At 68.4% G+C, this 21,009-nt stretch carries 16 protein-coding genes and 7 pseudogenes; 13 read left to right on the plus strand and 10 right to left on the minus strand.

Features of this window, described 5'->3' with window-relative positions; all coding sequences use genetic code 11:
• The first annotated feature begins 40 nt into the window (after positions 1 to 40).
• Both Y694_RS11860 and Y694_RS11865 read left to right on the plus strand, forming a co-directional pair.
• Positions 41 to 1,509 (plus strand): annotated as a pseudogene (locus Y694_RS11860) (efflux RND transporter permease subunit).
• A gap of 35 nt (positions 1,510 to 1,544) precedes the next feature.
• A complete protein-coding gene (locus Y694_RS11865; protein ID WP_036232706.1) occupies positions 1,545 to 1,931 on the plus strand; it encodes a hypothetical protein in 387 nt (128 codons plus the stop codon).
• 22 nt (positions 1,932 to 1,953) lie between these two features.
• On the opposite strand, the gene Y694_RS11870 is transcribed toward Y694_RS11865, so the two are convergent.
• Positions 1,954 to 3,201: an acyl-CoA dehydrogenase family protein gene (locus Y694_RS11870; protein WP_036232709.1), complete on the minus strand. Its 1,248-nt coding sequence runs from the start codon at positions 3,199 to 3,201 to the stop codon at positions 1,954 to 1,956.
• An 80-nt stretch (positions 3,202 to 3,281) separates the two neighbouring features.
• Entirely contained in the window at positions 3,282 to 4,382 is a 1,101-nt protein-coding gene (locus tag Y694_RS11875; protein WP_231497653.1) for a bile acid:sodium symporter family protein, read from the minus strand.
• Here Y694_RS11875 and Y694_RS11880 point away from each other — a divergent pair.
• The 5 genes and pseudogenes from Y694_RS11880 (at position 4,332) to Y694_RS27185 (ending at position 9,220) form a co-directional block, all read left to right on the plus strand.
• Entirely contained in the window at positions 4,332 to 5,093 is a 762-nt protein-coding gene (locus tag Y694_RS11880; protein WP_231497654.1) for an IclR family transcriptional regulator C-terminal domain-containing protein, read from the plus strand. The two genes, Y694_RS11875 and Y694_RS11880, sit on opposite strands and share 51 nt — an antisense overlap.
• 218 nt (positions 5,094 to 5,311) lie before the next feature.
• Positions 5,312 to 5,545, plus strand: a pseudogene (locus Y694_RS27175) (porin); the annotation flags it as partial.
• 59 nt (positions 5,546 to 5,604) lie between these two features.
• Positions 5,605 to 6,468: pseudogene (locus Y694_RS11885) on the plus strand (porin); the annotation flags it as partial.
• Positions 6,469 to 6,478: 10 nt separating this feature from the next.
• Positions 6,479 to 8,020, plus strand: a pseudogene (locus Y694_RS27180) (arylsulfatase); the annotation flags it as partial.
• Positions 8,021 to 8,375: 355 nt separating this feature from the next.
• A pseudogene (locus Y694_RS27185) lies at positions 8,376 to 9,220 on the plus strand (formylglycine-generating enzyme family protein).
• Positions 9,221 to 9,267: 47 nt separating this feature from the next.
• Here Y694_RS27185 and Y694_RS11905 read toward each other — a convergent pair.
• On the minus strand, positions 9,268 to 9,717 hold the full coding sequence (locus tag Y694_RS11905; protein WP_036232721.1) for a helix-turn-helix domain-containing protein: 450 nt from the start codon (positions 9,715 to 9,717) through the stop codon (positions 9,268 to 9,270).
• Between the two features lie 80 nt (positions 9,718 to 9,797).
• Here Y694_RS11905 and Y694_RS11910 point away from each other — a divergent pair, with 80 nt between their 5' ends.
• Both Y694_RS11910 and Y694_RS11915 read left to right on the plus strand, forming a co-directional pair.
• Entirely contained in the window at positions 9,798 to 10,292 is a 495-nt protein-coding gene (locus tag Y694_RS11910) for a DUF2938 domain-containing protein (RefSeq protein ID WP_036232723.1), read from the plus strand.
• A 25-nt stretch (positions 10,293 to 10,317) separates the two neighbouring features.
• Positions 10,318 to 10,905 carry a flavodoxin family protein gene (locus tag Y694_RS11915; RefSeq protein WP_036232725.1) on the plus strand — a complete coding sequence of 196 codons (588 nt, stop codon included), beginning with the start codon at positions 10,318 to 10,320 and terminating at the stop codon, positions 10,903 to 10,905.
• A gap of 33 nt (positions 10,906 to 10,938) precedes the next feature.
• On the opposite strand, the gene Y694_RS11920 is transcribed toward Y694_RS11915, so the two are convergent.
• Positions 10,939 to 11,550: a LuxR C-terminal-related transcriptional regulator gene (locus Y694_RS11920; RefSeq protein WP_036232727.1), complete on the minus strand. Its 612-nt coding sequence runs from the start codon at positions 11,548 to 11,550 to the stop codon at positions 10,939 to 10,941.
• Between the two features lie 105 nt (positions 11,551 to 11,655).
• Here Y694_RS11920 and Y694_RS11925 point away from each other — a divergent pair, with 105 nt between their 5' ends.
• Positions 11,656 to 13,167 (plus strand): AMP-binding protein, encoded by a 1,512-nt coding sequence (locus tag Y694_RS11925; protein ID WP_036232730.1) that lies wholly within the window; start codon positions 11,656 to 11,658, stop codon positions 13,165 to 13,167.
• 21 nt (positions 13,168 to 13,188) lie between these two features.
• Here the strand turns inward: Y694_RS11925 and Y694_RS25825 are convergent, their stop codons facing one another.
• On the minus strand, positions 13,189 to 13,602 hold the full coding sequence (locus tag Y694_RS25825) for a hypothetical protein (protein ID WP_036232732.1): 414 nt from the start codon (positions 13,600 to 13,602) through the stop codon (positions 13,189 to 13,191).
• Positions 13,603 to 13,665: 63 nt separating this feature from the next.
• Positions 13,666 to 13,737 (minus strand): annotated as a pseudogene (locus tag Y694_RS26745) (hypothetical protein); the annotation flags it as partial.
• A 199-nt stretch (positions 13,738 to 13,936) separates the two neighbouring features.
• Here Y694_RS26745 and Y694_RS11935 point away from each other — a divergent pair.
• Positions 13,937 to 14,590: a hydrolase gene (locus Y694_RS11935; protein WP_011830274.1), complete on the plus strand. Its 654-nt coding sequence runs from the start codon at positions 13,937 to 13,939 to the stop codon at positions 14,588 to 14,590.
• Between the two features lie 99 nt (positions 14,591 to 14,689).
• Here Y694_RS11935 and Y694_RS11940 read toward each other — a convergent pair whose 3' ends face one another.
• From Y694_RS11940 to Y694_RS27190, 3 genes and pseudogenes are all read right to left on the minus strand, one after another.
• Complete coding sequence (locus Y694_RS11940) at positions 14,690 to 14,992, minus strand: hypothetical protein (protein ID WP_051495737.1); 303 nt, start codon at positions 14,990 to 14,992, stop codon at positions 14,690 to 14,692.
• Between the two features lie 107 nt (positions 14,993 to 15,099).
• Positions 15,100 to 16,392: a hypothetical protein gene (locus Y694_RS11945; RefSeq protein ID WP_152543468.1), complete on the minus strand. Its 1,293-nt coding sequence runs from the start codon at positions 16,390 to 16,392 to the stop codon at positions 15,100 to 15,102.
• Between the two features lie 18 nt (positions 16,393 to 16,410).
• Positions 16,411 to 17,196: pseudogene (locus tag Y694_RS27190) on the minus strand (InlB B-repeat-containing protein); the annotation flags it as partial.
• 158 nt (positions 17,197 to 17,354) lie between these two features.
• On the opposite strand from Y694_RS27190, the gene Y694_RS11955 reads away from it, so the two are divergent.
• The gene (locus Y694_RS11955; protein ID WP_051495738.1) at positions 17,355 to 17,903 is read left to right on the plus strand and encodes a DUF6502 family protein; all 549 of its coding nucleotides are present in this window, start codon (positions 17,355 to 17,357) and stop codon (positions 17,901 to 17,903) included.
• Positions 17,882 to 18,184, plus strand: coding sequence for a hypothetical protein (locus Y694_RS22580; protein WP_051495739.1), 303 nt, complete (start codon positions 17,882 to 17,884; stop codon positions 18,182 to 18,184). The genes Y694_RS11955 and Y694_RS22580 overlap by 22 nt, the downstream gene beginning before the upstream one ends.
• Positions 18,185 to 19,297: 1,113 nt before the next feature.
• Here Y694_RS22580 and Y694_RS11960 read toward each other — a convergent pair.
• Entirely contained in the window at positions 19,298 to 20,965 is a 1,668-nt protein-coding gene (locus tag Y694_RS11960) for an MFS transporter (protein WP_152543627.1), read from the minus strand.
• Positions 20,966 to 21,009: the final 44 nt, after the last annotated feature.

Here is a 21,009-nt window from a genome sequence, read left to right on the forward strand (position 1 = left end):
GGCCGCCGCCGCCGCGGCGGTGCTGGTGGCCGCCGTGGCGGTGCCCTTCTTCCCCACCACCTTCCTGCCGCCGTTCAACGAGGGCACGCTGCTGATCGGGCTGCGCCTGAACCCGGGCGTGACCCTGACCGAGACCTCGGCGATCGCGCGCCAGGCCGAGGTGCTGGTGAAGCAGGTGCCGGAGGTGACGCACGTCGGGCGCCGCAGCGGCCGGGCCGAGCTGGACGAGCATGCCGAGGGCGTGCACGTCAGCGAGCTCGACGTGGGCCTGCGCCCCACCGCCGAACTCACGCGCAGCATGGACGAGATCAAGGCCGACATCCGCGCGCGCCTGGTCAACCTGCCGGCCGCGCTGGAGATCGGCCAGCCGATCTCACACCGCATCGACCACATGCTGTCCGGCGTGCGCTCGCAGATCGCGATCAAGATCTTCGGCGAGGACCTCGACGCGCTGCGCGGCCAGGCCGACGCGCTGCGCGCGCGGCTGGCCACGATCCCCGGCGTCGCGACCTGCAGATCGAGAAGCAGGTGCTGGCGCCGCAGATCAAGGTGCGCATCGACCCCGCCGCCGCCGCGCAGTACGGCGTGCCTGCGCCGCAGGTGCTGGCGGCGCTGCAGGCGCTGGTGGAGGGCGAGAAGATCACCCAGATCGTCGAGGGCAGCCGGCGCTTCGCGCTGGTGGTGAAGCTGCCGGAATCGGCACGCTCGCTGGAGGGGCTGGGCCGGATCCTGATCGAGACGCCCAGCGGCCGTGTCCCGCTGTCCCGGCTCGCGAGCATCGAGGAAGGCGACGGCCCGAACCAGATCAGCCGCGACGACGGCAAGCGGCGCATCGTGCTGTCGGCCAATGCCTCGGGGCGGGCGCTGTCGGAGATCGTCGCCGACATCCGCCGCATCGTGGCCGAGACCCCACTGCCGGAGGGCTACTTCATCACCCTGGGCGGCCAGTTCCAGGCGCAGGAGGAGGCCTCGCGCCTCGTCGGGCTGCTGTCGATCGTGTCGCTCACGCTGATGTTCGTGGTGCTCTACAGCCGCTACCGCTCGGCGGCGCTGTCGGCGCTGATCATGGTGAACATCCCGCTGGCCCTGGTGGGTGCGGTGCTCGGGCTGTGGCTGTCGGGCCAGCCGCTGTCGGTGGCCGCGCTGGTGGGCTTCATCACGCTGGCCGGCATCTCGGTGCGCAACGGCATCCTGAAGGTCAGCCACTACATCAACCTGATGCGCTTCGAGGGCGAGAACTTCGACCAGCGGATGATCGTCCGCGGCTCGCTCGAGCGCCTGAGCCCGGTGCTGATGACGGCGCTGGTCACCGCCTTCGCGCTGGCGCCGCTGCTGTTCGAGGCCGAACAGCCCGGCACCGAGGTGCTGCACCCGGTGGCCGTGGTGATCTTCTCCGGCCTGATCAGCTCGACCCTGCTCGACACCTTCCTGACGCCCGCGATGTTCTGGCTGTTCGGCCGCCGATCGGCCGAAGCGCTGATGGACGACAAGGACGCCGAGGCGCTCTGAATCCCCTGCTCTCCCCTCACACGAAAGGACGCTCCATGAAGCCGCAACACCTGCTCGCCGCCGCGACCCTGATCCTGGCCACCACGGCCTTCGCCGCCGGCGACCCGCACGACCACGCCCACGCGCACACGCCGCTGCACGGCGGCGTGGTGGTCGAGGTCAAGGACATCGACTACGAGCTGGTCGCCCAGCCCAGCGTGATCCAGCTGTACCTGCGCGACCACGGCAAGCCGGCCGACGTGTCGAACGCGGGCGCCCGGCTCACGCTGCTGACCGGCACCGAGAAGCAGGAGGTGGTGTTGAAGCCGGCCGGCGACAAGCTCGAGGCCACCGGCAGCTTCAAGGTCGCCCCCGGCAGCAAGGCGGTGGCCGTGGTGACCGTCGCGGGCAAGCCCTCGACGGTGCGCTTCGTCTTGAAGTGAGCCCGCGCCCGGAACGCCAGCGCTAGCCCCGGCCCTCGGCCGACGCCATGGCGTCGTAGCCGGGGCTGCGGAGCAGCGCGTGCAGTTGGCGCCGGCGCACGCCCAGGTTGCCGCCGTCGTAGAGCGGGAAGCAGAGCGCGTCCTGCATCAGGCCGGCGAGCGGGAACATGTCGGTGTAGCTGTCCACCCCGACCACGCGCATTGCGTCGTAGACCCCCTGCACGCAGAGTTCGGAGGCGTAGACCTTGGCCGTGGTCGGCAGCTCGCGGCTACGCCCTTCGGTAAGGTCGAACTGATGGCAGGCCTTCCACGTCAGGTAGCGGGCCGCCTCGATGCGCATCTTGATGTCCGCCAGCAGGTAGCCCACGCTCTGGTGCTCGATCACCGGCACGGCCCCGGAGCGCTTGTCGGTCTTAGCGAACTGCAGCGCCGTGTCGAAGGCCGTCCGCATCACGCCGACACAGGCGGCGCCGATCAGCGCGGCGGTCCACGCGAAGGCGGTCTCCACGATCTCGATGCCGTCACCGGGCGCGCCAAGGAGGTTGCCCACGGGAACGCGCACATCGTCGAAGTGGATGCGCGGCGAGATCGTCGCGCGGTGACCGACGGTGTCGAGGATGCCCGCGACCTGGATGCCGGGCAGACCGCCCGGCACCACGATGACGGCCAGCGATTCCCGCGGCCCCAGCGCGGGGTCGGTGCGGCAGACCACGGTGAACAGGTGCGGCCCCCGGCCGTCCCATCCGGTGCCGTTGGTGGTGTAGTGCTTGCGCCCGCTGATCACCCATTCGTCGCCCTCGCGCCGCGCGAAGGTCTGGACGCCGGCGCTCGGGTCCGGGCAGTCGTAGTTGGCGCCGCCGGTGACCTCGGTGAACGCGATGCCGGCCAGGCGGGCGCCGTCCTCGACGAAATCGGGCAGGAAGCGCCGCTTCTGCTCGGCGTTGCCGAAGCGCAGCAGCGGCTGCAGGCCCAGGCCGGTGGACAGCAGCGCCGAGGGCACGTTCACGTCGACGGCGGCCAGTTCCTCGGCCGCCAGCGCGAAGTCGAGCGTCGACAGTGCGGTGCCGCCGAACTCCTTCGGGATCAGGGCCTTGACGAAGCCCGCCGCGACCATGGCGTCGTAGTAGGGCCGCGTCGCGTAGAAGCGCTCCTCGGGCCGCGCCAGCGGCCGGATCGTCGCGGCCACCTCGCTCAGGACGCGCGCGGCAAAGCCGCGCGCATCGGCCTGCAGGGCGCGCTGGAACTCGCTGAGCGTGAAGTCGATCGCCATGGCCGCTCCGGATCGTGATGGGGGAGCGCTGATCTTGCCCGTACCGGCCTCGGGCGTAAACCGGCGGCCGTTACGGCCGGTCAGCCCGGCCCGCGGGCCGCACGCTCGACGCCGACACTCCGCGACGCCGACCCGAGCCGACGCGCAAACGCCCATGACAGCGCCAGCACCGCGATGACGGGCACGTAGACCACGGCCAGGCCGGCCAGTTCCGGGCGATTCAGGAGTTGATCGGCCATCAGGACCACGATGGGCACGTTGTGGATGCTGGCCTCGATGGAGATCGTGAACCGCAACGGCGGGTCGAGTCCGGCGACGGCTGCAGCGGCGTGGCTGGAACCCAGCATCAGTGCGCACAGCAGCAAGGCGGCCGGCAGGTTGTCGAGCCAGCGCGCCGCCAGATGGTCGAAGATCGAAACGAAGACCACCGCCAGGATGACGACGACCAGTGCTGCCGCGCCGTCGTGTGCGAGCCGCATCAGGTCCGAACCGGCCTTCAGGTGGGCTCTCAGCAGCATGCCCAGCGTCACGGGCAGCACCACCAGCAGCACGATCTTCTGCACGGTCCTCCAGGGGTGCAGCTGAAGAGCGTCCGATCCATCGCTGAACATCGCGAACCCCAGCCCTGCGATGAGCGGCGTCAGGGCCATGCAGAGCAGGCCGTTGAGCGTGGTCAGGGCCACCGAGACATCGACCCGGGCCCGTGCGAACTGCACGATCCCGTTGGCGACGGCCCCGCCCGGCGCCGCGACAAGTAGCACGACTCCCAGTGCGATGTCGGGCCGATCGCGATACAACCAGGCCACGGCGAATCCGCACGCGGGGGCCACGAGCAATTGACACCCGAGGCCGATCCACAGCGGCTTCGACTGGCGTGTCAGGGCCCTGAAGTGCTCGATCGAAAGACCCAGCCCCACGCACACCATCATCATGAACACGCTGACGGACAGCACGAATGACAGCACGGATCGGGTGTCCAGAGCGTCCAAGCCTTGTCTCTTGTCGGGCTGCGGTCCGGCGAGGTTCCCGTAGCGGGTCGGCTCTGTCAACCCGCACCTGTCCTTGTTCCACCAGGCGAAACCTTGACTGCCTCCGTGAAGACCGTTCGTGCACTGGAGCGTGGGCTGCAGGTGTTCAGGGCCCTCGACAACGACGACGGGCGCTCGCTGCAGCAACTGCACACCCAGACCGGCATGGCGAAGCCCACGTTGCTCCGGCTGCTGCTGACCCTGGAACAGCAGGGGTTCGTGTGGCGTGCCATGGGCGACGGCCTCTATCGCCGAAAGGTCGTCCTGACCGAGACAACGCAAGGTTCGACGCGCCAGCGTGAGCTCGGAGAGATTGCCGGCCCCTATCTCGAGCGCCTGCAGCGCCAGGTGATCTGGCCGTCGGATCTGCTGGTGGTCCGCAACAACCGCCTCATCGCCGCCGAGACGTCGCGCAAGCGCAGCGGCCTGGCGCTGGACTTCTACCCGATCGGCTTCCGGGTCGACTTCTTCCTCAGTGCGCCGGGACGCGCCTACCTCGCCTGGTGCTCCGACAAGGAGCGCGAGCGCGTCCTGGCCTTCCATCACCGGCACCCGCCGACGATCCCGCGCAGTCTGGCGGTCATGAACGCTGAACTGCCGGCGATCCTCGAGCGCACGCGCCACCAGGGCTATGGCGCGCGCGACCCGCAGTTCGGCGGTTCGCAGAAGCCGATGTCCGAGTTCGACGACGGCCTCGATGCCATCGCCGTGCCGGTGCTCCAGGGCCAGCGCGTTCTCGCGTGCATCAACCTGGTGTGGATGCGCAAGTACCGCTTGCGCAGCAAGATCGTGCGAGACCACCTCGCGGATCTGAAGGCAACCGCCGCCGAGATCGGTGCGGCTGCGGCCCGGGCCGGCCGATAGCTTCGGCCGCCCCGCGGCAGTCCCGTCGCGCCCCGCGTGCGGCCCGCGGAGGGCGCGCTCGGACCATTTCACCTGGTGTAACGCCACCCCAAAACTAGATGCGATAGCCCCTGCTTGCGTGCAGCATCCGCCCCCACAAGAAACCCACCGCATCTGGACGGTGAGGCGATGCACACAAGGAGACAAGCATCTTGAAATCGTTCCGACTTCCGCATGCCATGGCGGCCGCCGCCCTGTGCGCGGCCTCCACATCCGCCCTGGCACAAGGCTCCGACCTGACGCTCTACGGCTACCTCAACACCGCCGTCGAGTCGTATCACAAGGGTGCGGCGGCGAGCAGCAGCGCCGTCGGCCTGCCGAGCGCGACCACCTCGCGCCTCACGAACTACGGCTCCTTCTTCGGCACCCGCGGCAGCGAGGACCTGGGCGGCGGCATGAAGGCGCTGTTCCAGGTCGAGTCCTACGTCTTCCTCGACGGCGTGACGCCTCCCGCTTCAACGCCTTTGCCTCGCGCAACACGCGGGTCGGACTGGAGACGCCGTATGGCACCGTCTTCGGCGGGGTCTGGGACACCCCCGTGCGGATGCTGCTGGCGCGCGATCTCTTCCCCGGCTCCACGCCCGACGGCGGTCAGATCCTCGGGAACGGCGTCGCCAACACGGTCAGCAACGTGCAGGCACCCGGCTCGTTCGCCCGTCGGCAGGTGAACACGCTCGCGTACTGGTCCCCGTCGATGAACGGGCTGCGGCTGATGGCGCACTACAGCTTCGGCGAAGACGCCACGCCGACAGCACGCCCACGGTTGCTGTCCACGTCGGCGGTGTACGACGGGGGCCCGCTGTCCTTGGGTGCCGCGTTCGAAACCCATGGTCGCTACGGCGGCGCCGGTACGCAGGACCGCGCCTGGGTCCTCTACGGTGCCTACACCTTCGGCGACCTGAAGCTCGGCGCCTATGTCGTGGACATGCACTACGAACGGCTGATCGGCAGCGACACGCTCGACCTCGACGTCCGCAACTGGCAGCTGCAGGCGACCTACCGGCTCGGCAAGGGATTGCTGAAGGCGGCGTACACCCGCGCCGACAACGGCTCCGGCAGCCTGTCGGCCCTGGGCACCGACACCAATGGCCAAGTCACCGTCGATGCGTCCCGGATGGCCGGCCAGGCCACCGCCGGCCCCGACACCGGCGCCTCGCAGATCGCGCTGGGCTACGAGTACGGCCTCTCCAAGCGCACGGCCTGGCACACCAACCTGCTGTTCCATCGCAACGAGCGCAACGGCGCCTACACCCCCTTCGCAGGGGTGCCGTCGCCCACCGGCGCGCTGGGCGTCCGCACCCGGCTGCTGTCGGTCGGCCTGCGCCATGTGTTCTGAGGAGACCACGATGAGACTCACCGCATCACCGAAACCCACCCTCGCCGCGTTGACGCTGGGCGCCGCCGCACTCCTGTGCGTCGCGACGGCCGTGCGTGCCGAGGGCACTGCCCCGCCAACCCGCCCCAACATCCTGTTGATCGTCGCCGACGACCTGGGCTACTCCGACCTCGGCGCCTACGGCGGCGAGATCGACACGCCGCACCTGGACGCGATCGCCCGTGACGGCGTGCGCCTGACGAGCTTCTACTCGGCGCCGTTCTGCTCGCCCACGCGCGCCATGCTGATGTCGGGCACCGACAACCACCTGGCCGGCTTCGGCGGCATGGCCGAACTGCTCACCCCCGACCAGAAGGGCAGGCCGGGCTACGAGGGCTTCCTCAACGACCGGGTCGTGCCCTTCCCCCAGTTGCTGCGCGACAGCGGATACCACACCTACATGGCCGGCAAGTGGCACCTCGGGGTCACGCCCGAAGTGAGCCCGGCCCGGCGCGGTTTCGAGCAGTCGTACGCGATGGTGCAAGGCGGCGCGGGGCATTTCGACCAGACCGGCATCATCACCGGCGACCCGGCCAAGCCACCGCGCGCGATCTACAACGAGAACGGCCAGCTCGTCGACGTTCCCACGCGAGGCTTCTACTCGAGCGAGTTCTTCGCGCGCCGCATGATTTCCTACATCGACCGCGGTCGCGGCGACGGCAAGCCCTTCTTCGGCTACCTCGCCTTCACCGCGCCGCACTGGCCCCTGCAGGCCTACGACGAGACGATCCGCAAGTACGAGGGCCGCTACGACGTCGGCTACGACGCGATCCGCGACCAGCGCACCACGCGCCAGAAGGCGCTGGGCATCATCCCGAAGGACGCAAAGGTCTACACCGGCCACCCGCTGTGGCCGAAGTGGAGCACGCTGACCGCTGCGCAGAAGCAGACCGAGTCCAAGCGCATGGCGGTCTATGCCGCGATGGTCGACGACATGGACTACTACATCGGCGAAGTCGTGAACTACCTGAAGAAGACCGGCCAGTACGACAACACGCTGATCCTCTTCATGTCCGACAACGGCGCGGACGGCAACACCGCCCTCGACGAAGGCCGCACGCGCGAGTGGGTGAAGACGCGCATGGACAACAGCCTTGCCAACAGCGGGCGCAAGGGTTCCTACATCGATTACGGCCCCAACTGGGCCCAGGTGGGCTCCAACCCCTTCCACCTGTACAAGGGCTTCCTGTACGAGGGCGGGATCTCCGTGCCGTTCATCGCCAGCTGGCCGGCACTGGGCCGCAAGGGGCAGATCAGCGACAGCTTCGCCCACACGATGGACATCGCACCCACGCTGCTGGAACTCGCCGGCGCCCGCCATCCGGGCACCGAGTACCAGGGACGTGCGGTGCTCCCGCTGCGCGGTCGCTCGATGCTCGCGATGCTGACCGGGCAGCGCGACAGCGTGCACCCGGCCGATCATGTGCACGGCTGGGAACTCGGGGGCCGCAAGGCGCTGCGCAAGGGTGACTGGAAGATCGTCTACAGCAACCGGCAGTGGGGCACCGGCGATTGGGAGCTCTACGACCTGTCCAAGGATCGCAGCGAGCTCAACAACCTGGCGGCGTCCCAGCCGGCCAAGTTGAGCGAACTGGTGGCCGAGTACGAGCGTACGTGCGCGAAGTGGGCGTGGTCGACATCCCCGGCCTGGCGGAGCGCAAGGGCTACAGCAACGGCACACGCTACTTCGAGGACATGCAGTGAAGAGGGACCTGCGGCCACGCGCACTGCCGCGGGTGGCAGCGGCGGCGCTGGCCGCGGGCCTGCTGTGCCACCAGTTGACCCCGATGGCCGTCGAGGCGTCGGCCGACCACGGACTCTGCGAGGCCTACGCCGGGCTGCCCGCCGCCGACGGCGCCCACGACGGCATGGTGCGGGTCGCGGGCGGCCGCTTCGAGATCGGCGCCGACGACGCCTACCCCGAGGAACGGCCGGCGCTGCCCGCGGAAGTGCGCGGCTTCTGGATCGACCGGCACCCGGTCACGAACGCGCAGTTCGCCCGCTTCGTCGCGGCGACGGGCTACGTCACGACCGCCGAGCGCCCCGCTGCCGCGGGCGGCGTGCCGGGGTCTGCGGTGTTCGTGCCACCGACGAACGGCCGGCCCGGTGGCTGGCGCTACGTGCCCGGTGCCGACTGGCGCCATCCGGCGGCCCCGGCAGCGATCTGGAAGGACGGGGCAACCACCCGGTGGTGCAGGTGTCGTACGACGATGCGCTCGCCTACGCGCGCTGGGCGGGACGCGACCTGCCGACCGAGGCGGAATGGGAGTACGCCGCTCGAGGCGGGCTGAAGGGGCAGCGCTACGCCTGGGGCAGCGAAGTGAGGCCCGAAGGCGTGCACCGGGCGAACACCTGGCAGGGCGAGTTTCCGCTGAACGACACGCAGGAGGACGGCTACGCCGGCACCTCACCGGTGGGTTGCTTCCGGCCCAACGGCTTCGGCCTGTACGACATGGCCGGCAACGTGTGGCAATGGACCGCCAGCTGGTACCGGCCGGGGCACCAGGCCGGCGCGAACGGGCGGCTCGCGGAGACGCCCGCCGCCGGCAGCGGTGACCCGCGCCAACCGGGCACACCGGTGCGCGTGATCAAGGGCGGCTCGCACCTGTGCTCGCCGGACTACTGCCTCCGCTACCGACCGTCGGCGCGGCAGCCACAGGCCACCTCGACCGCCACGTCGCACGTCGGATTCCGCACGGTGCGCCGGTCCTGAGCGATCGACTGGAGGGAGGCCGCGAAGGCCCGGCCGGGCACGAGCGATCACGGCGCGCTGGCCACCCCCTTGCCGGCCGGCCGCAGCCCGCGGTCGCGCCGCTGACGATCGAGGGCGCCGGAGGCCGCGGCCTTCAGCAGCTTGCGGAAGGTCGGACATTGCGCATGGCTGGGCGCGCGGCAGGCCGCGGCATGCCGCAGTCCCCGGCTCATGGCGCGCAGCTGCCGCACCGTCGCATCGATCTCGTCGGCCTTCGCAGCGAGCAACTGCCGGTCGATGTTCGGAGCGCCCTGCGGCGACAGCATCGAACGCACCTCGTCGAGCGACAGGCCGGCCGCCTGGCCCAGCGCGATGAGCGCCAGCTGGTCCAGCACCGAGTCCGCGAAGCGGCGTCGGGCGCCCTGCGGACCGAGCGACGCGATGAGCCCTCGCTGCTCGTAGTAGCGCAGCGTCGACGCCGGCACGCCCGCGCGCCGGGCCACTTCGGAAATATCCACCGCTGACCCCTTGACTTGAAGTTGACTTGAACTTCTATAGTGAACTCGAAGCGCAACCGAGTCAATCAAGGAGGTCCCTCATGACATCGATGCAAGAGATTCAACGCCTGGTCCTGATCGGGGCGGGCGCCACCGCCGTCCTCGACGCGTGGCTCCTCGTCCTCCGCCGTGCGGGGGTGCCCGGCCTGGACTTCGCCCACCTCGGGCGCTGGGTCGGGCACCTGCTCCACGGCCGGTTCATGCATGCCGCCATCGCACGCACCGCGCCCATACCGCGCGAACGGATGTGGGGTTGGCTGACCCACTACGCGATCGGCATCGCCTTCGCGGCCGCCCTGGTGGCCATCGAGGGCTGGGCCTGGGTCCGGGAGCCGACGCTGATGCCGGCCGTCGCCTTCGGTCTGCTCACGACACTGGCGCCGCTGGCCATCCTGCAACCGGCGATGGGCGCCGGGTTCGCGGCGTCCAGGACGCCGACACCGACGAAGAACCGGCTGCGGAGCCTGGCCAACCACACGGTCTTCGGCCTCGGCCTCTACCTGTCCGCGGCCATCGCCGCGATGCCGTGGCGCTGATCCCGACATCCCCTGGAGCCATGACATGCAAAGACTCGCCATCGTCTATCACAGCGCGCACGGGCACACCGAACACATCGCGACCCACGTGGCCGAAGGCGCCCGCAGCGTCGGCACGGTCGAGGCACAGCTGCTCGAGGCCACCGAACTGGCGCAGCGACCCGATGAGCTGGCGGCGTACGACGGCGTCGTGCTGGGCTCTCCGACCTACCTCGGCGGCGTGTCCGGCCCGTTCAAGGGCTTCATGGACGCCACCGGCCGGCTGTGGCGCACGCAGCGGCTCAAGGGCAAGCTGGCCGCCGGATTCACCGTGTCCTCGCTGCCTTCGGGTGACAAGCAGTCGACGCTGACCTCGATGTTCGTGTTCGCCATGCAGCACGGCATGCTGTGGGTCGGCAACCCCTTCCTGCCCGGGCAGCACGAAGGCGTGCCGCACGACCAGGCCGTCAACCGGCTCGGCTCCTGGTCGGGCCTGATGGCGCAGGCCGGACACGCGGCAGCGGCCGATGCCTTCGTGCCGGGCGACATCACGACCGCGCGGCTGTTCGGCCGGCACGTGGCACAGACCCTGGAGCGGCTCGGCCCTCCCCGCGCGGCAGGAGCGGCGGCCTGATCCCCCGGCGCCATGGGCCGCTGCGGCGGCCGATCACTGCAGGCCGACCAGCCGCGCGATCATCTCGCCCGCGCTGCGGGCCTGCAGCTTCTTCATGAGGCGTGCGCGGTGGCCGTCGATCGTGCGCGGGCTCACGCCGAGCGCACGCGCGATGGCCTTGGTGCCCTGCCCCGCCGCGAGCTGGCGTGCGATCTCGCGCTCGCGCGCCGTCAGATCGACCGTCACCGGGCGACGCGCGGAGATGTCCTCGAAGGCCCACACCGCACGGGCGAAGGGCTGGTCGAGCCGCATCGAACGACCGGCCACGTGGCACCAGAACAGCCGGCCGCTGCGGTGGCGCATGATGCGCTCGTCGCTGTAGTGGCCGGTCTGCTGCATGATGGCCAGCCCCTGTGCGCCGATGTGCTCGAACTCGCTGCGCGACGGGTACAGGCCCTCGAGCGAGCGCCCGGCCAGGTCGGCCGGGGTGTAGCCGAACATCGCGGCGAAGGGAGCGTTGCAACGCCGGATCGTCCGCTCGCGCGAGACACACAGGCCGACCGGCGCCAGCTCGAAGACCCGTTCCAGGTCGTCGTCCTCCGCCGGTCCTTGAGGCGCCGACGCTGGCGGAGGATCGTCTGTGCGGGACTTGCGGGAAAGCACCATGAGGTAGTCCTACGTCTGGCGGCGGGCCCGCGAGTTTCCTACATTGGCGGTCGCGGCAACCGGGGGAGTTCACCCTGCGGCGGCCCGATTCCCGGAGTGCCTGCAATGAACCTGGCCCGATGGCTCGTGCGCGCCGCCCTCGTCCACCCCGACCGCCCCGCCGTGCTGCTGGGCGATGCGGTGGTGCGGGACTACCGGGCCCTGGCCGACCGCGCCGCGCGGCGGGCCGGCCATCTGCGCGGCACCCTGGGGCTGCAGCCGGGCGAGCGGGTGGCGCTCTGCATGCACAACCACGTGGACTACCTCGAGCTGCTCTATGCCGCGTGGTGGGCCGGCCTGGTGGTGGTGCCCGTCAACGCCAAGCTGCACCCCGGCGAGGTCGCGTTCATCGTCGGCGACGCCGAGGCGGCGGCCCTGTTCGTCTCCGAGGATCTGGCGCCCGACCTGCGCGCCCACGTCGCGGCGCTGCCGGCGCTGCGCCAGGTGCTCACGCCGGCCGACGCCGCCTACCGCGCGGCGCCGGAGGCGGACGCCATCGAGCCGGTGCACCGGGCTCCCGACGATCTGGCGTGGCTGTTCTACACCTCGGGCACCACCGGCCGCCCCAAGGGCGTGATGCAGTCGCACCGCAACCTGGCCGCGATGACGGCCTGCTATTTCATGGACGTGGACGAGGTGACAGCGGAAGACGCCATCGTCTACGCCGCGCCGATGTCGCACGGCGCCGGGATGTACAACTTCGCCTTCGTCGCGAAGGCGGCACGCCACGTGGTGCCGGTCTCGGGCGGCTTCGATCCGGCCGAGTTGCTGGCGCTGTCCCGACGCATCGGGCGGCTGTGCCTGTTCGCCGCGCCCACCATGGTGAAACGCCTGGTCTCGCACCTGCGGGACACGGGCGCGCCGGCCCACGGTTTCAAGACCATCATCTACGGCGGCGGCCCGATGTACGTGGAAGACATACAGGACGCGCTCGGCGTCATGGGCCCGTGCTTCGTGCAGATCTACGGGCAGGGCGAGTCGCCGATGACGATCACGGCGCTCGCCCGTCATCACCTGGCCGATCGCGCGCACCCGAAGTGGCTCGATCGCATCGGGTCGGTCGGCATGCCCCATTCGCTGGTCGAGGTGCGCGTGGTCGACTCACGGGGAGACCCCGTGGCGGCGGGCGAGATGGGCGAGGTCGTCGTGCGCGGCGAGACGGTCATGACGGGCTACTGGCGCAACCCCGAGGCGACGGCCCGGACGCTGCGCGACGGTTGGCTCCGCACCGGCGACCTGGGCGCGCTGGACGCCGACGGCTTCCTCACGCTCAAGGACCGCTCGAAGGACGTGGTCATCAGCGGCGGCTCCAACATCTACCCGCGCGAGGTGGAGGAGGTGCTGCTGCGCCACCCCGGCGTGCGCGAGGTGGCCGTGATCGGCCAGCCCGACCCCGAGTGGGGCGAGATCGTCGTCGCCTTCGTGGTGGGCGACGGGGTCGAGCCGGCAGCGCTCGACGCGCTGTGCCTGCAGCACATCGCCCGCTTCAAGCGCCCCCGGCGCTACCGCTTCGTCGAGGCCCTGCCCAAGAACAGCTATGGCAAGGTGCTGAAGACCGCGCTGCGGCAGCTCGCCTGAGGCCGGGCGGCGCAAGGTCCGTCAACGCTCCAGCGTCCACACCAGCTTCAGCAGCGCGCGGGTCTGCCCGGGCAAGGTATCGCGCTGCTCGCCGGTGTAGCCCAGGCGATCGACGGAGAAGATGAGCTCGCGGCCGGGTTGCCATTGCCAGCGAACGCGGCCGCTGGCGCCCAGCTCGTGCGACACGTTGTCCCACTGCAGCAGCAGGCTGCCTGCCAGCTGCGTGCTCGGCGTGTGGTCGATCCGCAGGGTGGCCATGCGCACCGTGAACCGTCCTTCGTCGAAGCGGATCGCATTGCGCAGGCCGCCCACCGCCGCACTCCAGCGCGAACTCGGATGCCATCCCAGCGTCAGGCCCTGGCCGTTGCGGCGACCGGTGGCTTCCCTGGCCGCATCTACTTCTGCGCAGACCCGGGCCGCGTAGTCGCGAAACATGGCCCCGGCTTCCGTCACGGCCGCCCCGCGGGTGGACCGAGTCAGCAGTTGCACCCCGAGTTCTGCTTCGAGCCGGGCAAGGCGGCGACTGACGATCGATTTGGCCACACCGAGCCGCCCGGCTGCCGGCGACACCCCCCGGCGTCAGCCACCGCCACGAACGTCTGAAGCTCCTCGATATCCATCGTCGCGTTCCTCTTCAAGCAACACAGCGTCGCCCATCATGCACTACCGGGCCACCGATGGGAACAACACAATGCGCTCCAGCAACGTCGCACCGGCGACTGCTTTCCCGGAATCAACCCCGCTCACGCGGCAACCTAGGACCCCTTCCATGACTTTCCGCAATGGCCTGGCTTCGCTCCTGCGCCCCGAGGATTCGGTGCTCGTCCTGATCGACCACCAGCCCTACCAACTCGCGAACGTGAACAGCCATGAACCGCAGATGGTGATCAACAACACGGCGGGCCTGGCGAAGGCTGCCAAGGCCTTTGGCGTGCCAACCATCCTGACGACCGTGATCGCGGCCCGTGGAGGCCTGCTGTTCCCGCAGATCACCGAGGTCTTCCCCGGCCAGGAGGTGATCGACCGCACGTTCATCAACACCTGGGAAGACAGGACGGTGGTGGATGCCGTGAAGGCGACGGGCCGCAAGCAGCTGGTCATTGCCGGCCTGTGGACCGAGGTGTGCGTCGCGATGCCCACGATCCAGGCCCTCGGCGAAGGCTGGGATGTCACGGTGGTCACCGATGCGTCAGGCGGCGTGTCGGTCGAGGCCCATCAAGTCGCCATCCAGCGCATGATCGCGGCCGGCGCGAACATGATGACCTGGCTGGCAGTGGCGGCGGAATGGCAGCGCGACTGGGCCCGACTCGAGCAGGCGGCCGCATTGACTGAGGTGATCACGCAGCACGCCGGCGGCAGCGGCATCGCATTCCTTTGGGAGCAGCAGCTGCTCAACACGCCGGTGCCGGCGGAGGCACGGTGACCTGAACGGGACGGCGGATGTCCGGGGCACGGCACTGACGCCGCTCTTCGGACGTCCCGTCCCCTCACGCTCATTTTTGTCGCACAGAAGGCGAGCCGATTAGCGCAGCAGCGGATTACGTGCGACCTCACCCTTCTTGGTACAGATCGCTTCCGACACCGATCGCCCCAACACATTGAACGACCCACCGACAAAGCAGTTGTACTCCTGCCCAGCCTTCGTGCGGACGCTGTAGCGCGTCGTGGTTCCCTCGTCGGTTCGGTTGCTGATGGTGAAGTCCCCCTTGTTCTGCCCGATGGCAAAAGCTGTGCGATCAACGATCGCCTCGTCGGTCACGGCGAGCGACGCGCAGCCCGTCGCCAGAGTGGCGATGAGGAGAGCGATCGGGGAGAGTTGCTTCATGCTGATTCCTTTCAGTGTGGAGAATTCAGAGACTTGGACTGCTCAGCCCACCGCTTCTGCGGCAGGCTGAGCACGGAAGGTTCAAGGGACGGGCGTGCCCACTTTGCTCATCGCAACAGGCTGACCCACAGACTCTTGCGCGCACTGCTGCCAGCCACGTCGCCCCTTACCCAGGCAGCGACGCCCTGACCTGCACGGTTGAATCCCGCGTAAGCGTCCGCTCCGAGGCCGTCCTGCGGCTCGATGGGCACCGCGTCGCTCCAGGCCCCGCCCCAGTTCAAGCGCCGCGAGTAAACGTCGCTGCCCGTGGTCGGGTTCGGCCAGCGGTCGGGCGCGACGTAGACGATCACGGCATTGCCATCGGCATCCTGGCCCAGATGGCTGTCAGCGCCGTAGCTGTTCACCACCGCGGGCGCCGAGAACCCGGAACCTGGCGTGTATTGCATCGACTTCACCGCGAAGATGCCGCTGCGCCACGTGACGACCGCGCGACCGCTTGGCGTCATCACGAGCCCGATCTGGGCGGTGAAGTTCGAATTGACGGCATTGGTGTCTACCTGGACGGCCGTGCCCCAGCCACCCGTGGCGCTGAAGACGTTGTAGTAAAGCGAATCGCCCTGGTGCCAAACCGCGATCGCATTCCCTGCGGCGTCCATCGCCACGCGCGGCGGAGACTCCGGGCTGACGTTGTCGAAGCTGGTGTCGATCGTCTGGGGAGGCTGCCAGCCGCCCAGAGCGGCGTAGCGCGCAGCCTTGATGCTGTAGTTCGCGTCGCCCGGATTGCGCTCACGCCAGATGGCCAGCGCGGTACCGTCGGCGCTGAGCGCCACGTCGGCGTCCTTGGCGTCCAGGCTGCCGCTGGCGTCCACGCGGGCCCACGTGAGCCAGCTGTTGGCATTGGCGGGTAGCGAGATGTTGTAGACATCCTGGCCCGAGATCACGACGCCGATCGCACCGGTTGCATCCATGACAGCAGCGCTGAGCAGACCGCCGCTGCGGGCGGGCGGCACGAACGGGCTGCTCCAGCCAGAAGCGGTGGTGAAGCGACGCGTCTCCAGGTTCGGGCGCAGCCAGGTGGCCGTACCGGCGCCATCCATCAGCAAGCGTCCTTCGAGCAGCGCCACGCTGCTGCTGCTGGTCGACACGCCGGGGACCACCACCGCTGCGTTCCAGCCCTGTCCCGCGACGTAGCGGCGGGAGTAGACCCTGCGGGTGTTGCCATCGGGCGTACCGTCCGACTGCTCCCACATCACGACCGCATCACCCGCGGGCGAGACCGCGGTCAGCACGCGGCTGCCTACGTTGAAATCGTTATTGGATTCGAGAAGTTGCGGCGTCTGCCAGGTCGGCGCCGCCGTTGCCGCCGAGAACGTGGCAACGACGCTGCGGTTGGCGCTCATCGCCAACGTGCAACTGGCCACTGCTCCGCTGCAGGCACCCGACCAGCCATTGAACCGCTGTCCTGCCGCCGGCGACGCCGTGAGAACGACACTCGCGCCGCTACCGAAGCTTGCGCTGCAAGCGCTGCCACACTCGATGCCAACCGGCTGGGAGCGCACCACGCCACTGCCGACCAGCGTCACGCTCAATGTGCGTTGCACGGCTGGCGCAGCACTGAAGGTGGCGGCCACGCTACGTGCCTGGCTCATCACCACAGTGCAGCTCGGGCCCGCCCCCGTGCAAGCACCACCCCAGCCGGTGAACACCTGGCCGGCAGCCGGCGTGGCGCTCAACACGACACTGGTGTTGACAGCGTATGCCGCGCTGCACGCGCTTCCGCAGTCGATGCCCGCCGGCTGTGAGCGTACGGTACCGCCCCCGCCGACCGACACGTTGAGCGAAAACGTCGACGCTGGCGGCGGGTTGAAGCTTGCCGTCACCGTGCGAGACGCCTGCATCGAGACCGTGCAAGTACTCGCAGTGCCGGCGCAATCGCCGCCCCAGCCACTGAAGACCCGACCGGCCGCGGGCGTGGCGGTGAGCGTCACGGACGTAGCGCTATCGAAGCCGGCACTGCAACTGGCACCGCAATTGATGCCGGCAGGGGAAGACACCACGCTGCCGTTGCCGCTGACGGCCACCGAGAGCGTGTTGTCAGACGACGGTGGAAAGAATGAGACACCGCCGCCACACGCGGACAGGCCCAGACAAGCCAAGGCCAGCAGGCTGGCGAAGTGGAGGAGTCGAGAACGGATGAATGTCATGGTGGGGTGAAGGCTGTGATCTCGATGCAAGGCGGCCGACGGCCGAACGAACCAACGACCTGGGATCTGTTGTTTGGGTATATTTCCCAATTTCTTGGTTTTGGGAAGTTTGGCCAAATTGCTGTTCAGCGTCAAGCGGCTTGATCGATACTTACGTCATGAAATCGACGGTGGAACTGGTGCTCAAGGCCTTTGTGACCGCGAGTCGCCCGCTGGTCAGGCTGCTGATCCGCCGGGGTGCTACCTTCCCTGCCGTCGCCGAGCAACTGCGTCAGCTCTTCGTGGAGGAGGCGGTCGCGGAGATCCAGGCCCGGGGCATGAAGCCCACCAGCAGCGCCGTGTCGTTGCTGAGCGGCGTGCACCGCAAGGACCTGCGCGCACGCGAGCTCAAGGGGCCGCCGCAGACCACCGAGTCGGCCACGGTCACGCCGGCACCGCTGGGCTTGATTGGTCAGGTCGTCGGCAGGTGGATGAGCGACCCGCTTTACCTCGATGGCTCGACGCCGCGGATCCTGCAGCGAGGCATCGAACCTGGCGCCTTCGACCAACTCGTGCAAAGCGTCAGCACGGACGTCGGACCTCGCGCGGTGCTTGAGGAGATGCTTCGATTGAATGTCGTGCGGGTCGATGACGATCGCATCGAGCTGGACACACGTGGATGGTGCCGCGCGGGGATTTCGCAGCCATGTCCGAAGCGCTGGGGGTGAACTTGCGCGACCACGCAGCCACCGCCTGCGCGAACTTGGTCGATGGCCGCAACTTTCTCGAGCAGGCCCTCTACGTCGACGAGATCTCCCCCGACTCGGCCCACCTGCTGCACCAGGCCGCGACCCGGGCTTGGCGCCCAGCATTCGCCCGAGTGATGCGCCTCGCCGAGAAGCGATTTGCGCGTGATGCCGTCAAAGAAAGCGAGGCGCGTCGACAGGCGCGCGTGCGCTTTGGCGTGTATTTCTTTGTCGAAGATTCCAGTGAGGAGAAGTCGGAATGATGTTGTCGAGAACGGTCAGACTGGCGCGCACCCGTGTTGTGGCCGCGTGCTGCGTGCTGATCGCGTTGAGCGGCTGCGGACCGGGCGTCGTCGGCACTGGGTCAGGCACCGATGACGATGGCAGCGAGGACATCCAGTACCTCCCGCTTGGCCTGTGCACGGCACCATTCGAAGAGATCGGTCTGGCCTGCTCCCCGGACATCTCGGACCCCGATCGCGGAACGGCCCCGGTGCGCTGGGCCGATGCCAACAAGTCCAACGAGGGCGCGGCGGCGCTCGCTTCGCTGGAAGCCCAAGGCATGCAGCTCGTTATTCCCTGTGGGCAGGTTACCTACGAGGTCGATGGGGGAAGCTACCGGACGGCTCGATCGCCTTCGTCGGCCGCTATGTCAGCCCGAACGCACCTGACGGGCAGCCCGCCATTGCACGCGTCGGGGCCGCGCCCAACGAACCGGATGCCGTGGGCTGGCTTCAGATCGAAGACGCGTCGGGGTCCGAACTGTTCGGGCCGTGGCTGGTCCGCAAGGTTGATGGCCAGGTGAGTTTCACCGCGTGCGCGCCGTAGGTGATGGTCGGAAAAATTATCCTTACCACTTTGGAAGGCCACTGAGAAAGGCCTCGGAGAAGGCGCTTCGATGGTCCGGTCAGTGCCCTACTGAGAATGGCCATCGGGCCCGCAGCCCGCGCCACGCGGGGCTCACGCGAAAAAAAGCCCGCGTCGTGCGCGGGCTTGGACTACTTGGCGGCGCTGTGAGTCGCCCGCGAACCTGTCTCAGCCGTTAAAACGGCGATAACAGGGAATGATTTCAGGAATTAGGGCAATTTCGGCCCTCCCCGCGGCCGAAAACGCTCGCTGTAGTAGGGACTTAGCTGCGTTTTGGGCCTTCTCAGGCCGTGCGCAGAACAGGGAATTTCTCGGAGCAGAACAGGGATTTCTGGAAGAAAGAACAGGGAAGTTGTGATGCCGTATCAGGGAACGGAGGTGTGCAGTCTTTTGATTCGAACACTTGTCAAGAATTCGAATCCTCCTCCGCTTCATCTCTATCCCACAACACCGAACCAAGCGGGAAAGTTATCGACACCTCCCCGCTCAGCTGGCCGCCTCCGTCGATTTCAGCCCTCGATCGACCGATCCTTCGTTTCCGGCAGGAACACCAGGGCCACGACAAACGAGATCGCCGCGATGATGATCGGATACCAGAGCCCATAGTAGATGTCGCCGGTCGCCGCCACCAGCGCGAAGGCCGTGGTGGGTAGGAAGCCGCCGAACCAGCCGTTGCCGATGTGATACGGCAGTGACATGGCCGTGTAGCGGATCCGCGTCGGGAACAGCTCCACCAGGATCGCGGCAATCGGGGCGTAGACCAGTGCGACCAGCGTCACCAGCGCCGTCAGGATCAGCATGACCATCAGGTAGTGGATCTGGCTCTTGTCGGCCGATGCTGGATAGCCGACCGACTTGATGACCTTGCCCATCGCCTGGGAGAACTCGGCCGACTTTGCCTTGAGCTCGGCCGGCGGCAGACCCTTGCCTTCGAAGCTGGTGATGACGGTGTCTCCGATGCGCACCGAAGCGGTGGTTCCCGCTGGCGCTGCCTCGTTCTTGTAGGTCACCGAGGCCTTGGCGAGGAAGGACTTCGCGATGTCGCAGGACTGCGTGAAGGCCGACGTTCCCACCGGATTGAACTGGAAGGAGCATGCGGCCGGATCGGCGATGACGGTGACGGGCGCCGTGCGCTGCGCCTGGGCGAGTGCGGGGTTCGCGTGCTCCGTGAGCGCCTGGAACAGCGGGAAGTAGCAGAGGGCCGACAGCAGGAAGCCGGTCAGCATGATCGGCTTGCGACCGATGCGGTCGGCCAGCCTGCCCACCATCACGATCAGCGGCACGCCGATCAGCAAAGCGCCGGCGATCAGCAGGTTGGCCGTGACCGGATCGACCTTGAGCGTCTGCGTCAGGAAGAACAGGGCGTAGAACTGTCCCGTGTACCAGATGACCGATTGGCCTGCGACCAGCCCGAACAGGGCGATCAGCACCAGCTTGACGTTGCTCCACTGGCCGAAGGCCTCCTTGATCGGCGCCTTCGAGGCCTTCCCCTCGGCCTTCATCCGCTGGAACATCGGCGACTCGTTCAGCGACAGGCGGATCCAGACCGAGATGCCGAGCAGGAAGATCGAGAACAGGAATGGCACGCGCCAGCCCCAGTCGGCGAACACGGCCTCTCCGAGCCAGAGCCGTGTGCCCAGGATGACCGCCAGCGACAGAAAGAAGCCCAGCGTGGCCGTGGTCTGGATCCACGACGTGTAGGCGGCACGCTGCCGGGCCGGCGCATGCTCTGCAACGTACGTGGCCGCGCCACCGTACTCGCCGCCCAGCGCCAGGCCCTGCAACAGCCGCAGAATGATGAGCACGACGGGCGCAGCGATGCCCCAGGTGGCATAGGTCGGCAGGATGCCCACCAGGAAGGTCGATACGCCCATCAGCAGGATGGTGACCAGGAAGGTGTACTTGCGCCCCACCATGTCGCCCAGTCGACCGAAGAAGAGCGCACCGAACGGGCGGATCGCGAAGCCGGCGGCAAACGCCATCAGCGCGAAGACGAATGCAGCCGTCTCGTTGACGCCGGCAAAGAACTGCTTGCCGATGATCGCCGCCAGCGAGCCGTACAGGTAGAAGTCGTACCACTCGAAGACGGTCCCGAGCGACGAGGCAAAGATGACCTTGCGCTGCTCCTTCGTCATGCTCGTTGGTTCGGACGTTTGGTCCAGGGTGAGTGTGTTCATGAGGGTCCTCATGCGTAGGGACGTGACGAGGCCGCACGCGATGC

Origin of the sequence: Methylibium sp. T29-B (assembly GCF_000576225.1) — a bacterium.
In the GTDB taxonomy this organism is placed as follows: domain Bacteria; phylum Pseudomonadota; class Gammaproteobacteria; order Burkholderiales; family Burkholderiaceae_C; genus Methylibium; species Methylibium petroleiphilum.

Bases quoted from the DNA above. Each gene is read 5' to 3' on its own strand.
- Y694_RS11865 (WP_036232706.1), top strand. From the start codon at position 1,545: ATGAAGCCGCAACACCTGCTCGCCGCCGCGACCCTGATCCTGGCCACC.
- Y694_RS11870 (WP_036232709.1), bottom strand. From the start codon at position 3,201: ATGGCGATCGACTTCACGCTCAGCGAGTTCCAGCGCGCCCTGCAGGCC.
- Y694_RS11910 (WP_036232723.1), top strand. From the start codon at position 9,798: ATGACATCGATGCAAGAGATTCAACGCCTGGTCCTGATCGGGGCGGGC.
- Y694_RS11915 (WP_036232725.1), top strand. From the start codon at position 10,318: ATGCAAAGACTCGCCATCGTCTATCACAGCGCGCACGGGCACACCGAA.
- Y694_RS11920 (WP_036232727.1), bottom strand. From the start codon at position 11,550: ATGGTGCTTTCCCGCAAGTCCCGCACAGACGATCCTCCGCCAGCGTCG.
- Y694_RS11925 (WP_036232730.1), top strand. From the start codon at position 11,656: ATGAACCTGGCCCGATGGCTCGTGCGCGCCGCCCTCGTCCACCCCGAC.
- Y694_RS25825 (WP_036232732.1), bottom strand. From the start codon at position 13,602: ATGTTTCGCGACTACGCGGCCCGGGTCTGCGCAGAAGTAGATGCGGCC.
- Y694_RS11935 (WP_011830274.1), top strand. From the start codon at position 13,937: ATGACTTTCCGCAATGGCCTGGCTTCGCTCCTGCGCCCCGAGGATTCG.
- Y694_RS11940 (WP_051495737.1), bottom strand. From the start codon at position 14,992: ATGAAGCAACTCTCCCCGATCGCTCTCCTCATCGCCACTCTGGCGACG.
- Y694_RS11945 (WP_152543468.1), bottom strand. From the start codon at position 16,392: ATGAGCGCCAACCGCAGCGTCGTTGCCACGTTCTCGGCGGCAACGGCG.
- Y694_RS11955 (WP_051495738.1), top strand. From the start codon at position 17,355: ATGAAATCGACGGTGGAACTGGTGCTCAAGGCCTTTGTGACCGCGAGT.
- Y694_RS22580 (WP_051495739.1), top strand. From the start codon at position 17,882: ATGTCCGAAGCGCTGGGGGTGAACTTGCGCGACCACGCAGCCACCGCC.
- Y694_RS11960 (WP_152543627.1), bottom strand. From the start codon at position 20,965: ATGAACACACTCACCCTGGACCAAACGTCCGAACCAACGAGCATGACG.